The organism is Streptomyces sparsus (assembly GCF_054776295.1).
On sequence record NZ_BAAHCA010000893.1, the window covers coordinates 1 to 1,997 of the forward strand.

2 protein-coding genes are annotated in these 1,997 nt (G+C 73.9%); both read left to right on the top strand.

The features are described 5' to 3' along the window. Nucleotides 1-816 (top strand): ABC transporter permease (locus ACYVE9_RS24615; protein ID WP_461030097.1); only part of this gene is annotated, 816 nt, incomplete at its 5' end. Between the two features lie 2 nt (nucleotides 817-818). Continuing rightward, complete coding sequence (locus tag ACYVE9_RS24620; RefSeq protein ID WP_461030098.1) at nucleotides 819-1,850, top strand: ABC transporter ATP-binding protein; 1,032 nt, start codon at nucleotides 819-821, stop codon at nucleotides 1,848-1,850. Nucleotides 1,851-1,997: the final 147 nt, after the last annotated feature.

Sequence of the window (1,997 nt, forward strand, 5' to 3'; positions counted from 1 at the left end):
CGCCGGCCGCGCGGACGGTGGCAGTGGGCGCTGCTGTGGTCCCAGCTGGCCGTCATCGCGGTGCTGCTGGTGCTGCCGCTGGCCGTGCTGGTGGAACGTTCACTGGCCGGCCCTGACGGGTACGGGCTGGCGTTCTACCGGGCGCTGCGCTCGCCGCCGGACGCCACCAGCACCTTCGTGGTGACACCGTTCACCGCGGTCGGCAACTCGCTGGCGTACGCCGCGGTGGCCACGGCGATCGCGCTGGTCGTGGGCGGGTCGGCGGCTGCCGCGCTGGCCCGCCGCGGGGGTGGGTTCTTCCGTGGGTTCGACGCGCTGCTGATGCTGCCGCTGGGCACGTCCGCGGTGACCGTCGGGTTCGGCTTCCTGATCGCGTTGGACGAACCGCCGCTCGACCTGCGCTCGTCGTGGATCCTCGTCCCGCTGGCCCAGGCGCTGGTCGGTGTGCCCTTCGTGGTCCGCACGATGCTGCCGGTGCTGAGGGCCGTCGACGAGCGGCTCAGGGAGGCGGCGGCGGTGCTGGGCGCGTCACCGCTGCGGGCCTGGCGCGAGGTGGATCTGCCTCTGGTGCGGCGGGCGTTGCTGGTGGCGGCGGGTTTCGCGTTCGCCGTCTCGCTCGGCGAGTTCGGTGCGACCGTGTTCATCGCCCGGGCCGACGCCCCGACGCTGCCGGTCGCCGTGGAGCGGCTGCTGGGCAGGGCGGGGGAGCTCAACTACGGGCAGGCCATGGCACTGAGCACGGTGCTGATGGTGGTCTGCGCCGTCACGCTGCTGGCGCTGGAGCGTCTGCGCACCGATCGTTCGGGGGAGTTCTGACCATGGCGTCCTTGCGACTGGAGTCCGTCACCGTGCGGTTCGGCGACCGTGCCGTGCTGGACGCGGTGGACCTGGACGTGCCCGAGGGTCGGGTCGTGTGTGTGCTCGGCCCCAGCGGCAGCGGCAAGTCCACCTTGCTGCGGGTCGTCGCCGGCCTCCAACCCATGGACGAGGGGCGGGTGTTGCTGGCCGGCCGGGACCAGAGCGCGGTGCCGGCGCACCGCCGCGGGCTGGGGTTGATGTTCCAGGACCACCAGCTGTTCCCGCAGCGCGACGTCGGCGGCAACGTCGCCTTCGGGCTGCGCATGCGGGGCGTGGACAGGTCCCAGCGGGACAAACACGTCGCCTCGCTGCTCGAACTGGTGGGCCTGCCCGGCGCGCAGCGCCGCGCGGTCGCCTCGCTGTCCGGTGGCGAGCAGCAACGTGTCGCGTTGGCCCGCGCGTTGGCACCGGAGCCGGGGCTGCTGATGCTCGACGAGCCGCTCGGGCAACTCGACCGGCATCTGCGTGAGCGTCTCGTCGTCGAGTTGCGGCAGTTGTTCGGCCGACTCGGCACGACGGTGCTGGCCGTGACCCACGACCAGGGGGAGGCTTTCGCGCTGGCCGACCATGTGGTGGTGATGCGGGACGGCCGGATCGCGCAGAGCGGCAGTCCGCTGGAGGTGTGGCAGCGGCCGGCGGACGAGTTCGTGGCGCGCTTCCTGGGCTTCGACAACGTGGTGCCGGCCACCGTGCGCGGGACCGTCGCGGACACGGCGTGGGGACCGGTGCCGGTTCCCGAGCGGACCACGGAAGGCGCCTGCGACCTGCTGGTCCGGCCGTCCGGCGTGCGACTCGGGGACGTGGGGGAGTCCGGGCTCGCCTGTACCGTCCAGGCCCGTACGTTCCGCGGCGACCACGTGGCGCTGCTGCTCCAGCCGGAGCGCGGGCCGGTGCTGGAGGCGGCGTGCCCCCTGCGGGACGCGCCCGAGAGCGGCACGGCGGTGTCGGTCGCTTTTGATCCGGCCGAGGTGGTCCGGCTGGGCGGCGGCTAAACGTCTCGGGCGGGCGGCTGGGAAGCCCGGAGCGCACCTTCCCCACCCGGCGCGCGATCCCGTCAGGCGGCCAGCGGCAGTGCGGCGAGCTGCGCCACCGTCCAGGTCAGCGGCGCCAGCACCACCAGCAGGGCGCCCAGCCGCAGG

What these genes read in the sequence shown, in the direction of transcription:
- ACYVE9_RS24620 (WP_461030098.1), top strand. Translation starts at nt 819, where the DNA reads ATGGCGTCCTTGCGACTGGAGTCCGTCACCGTGCGGTTCGGCGACCGT.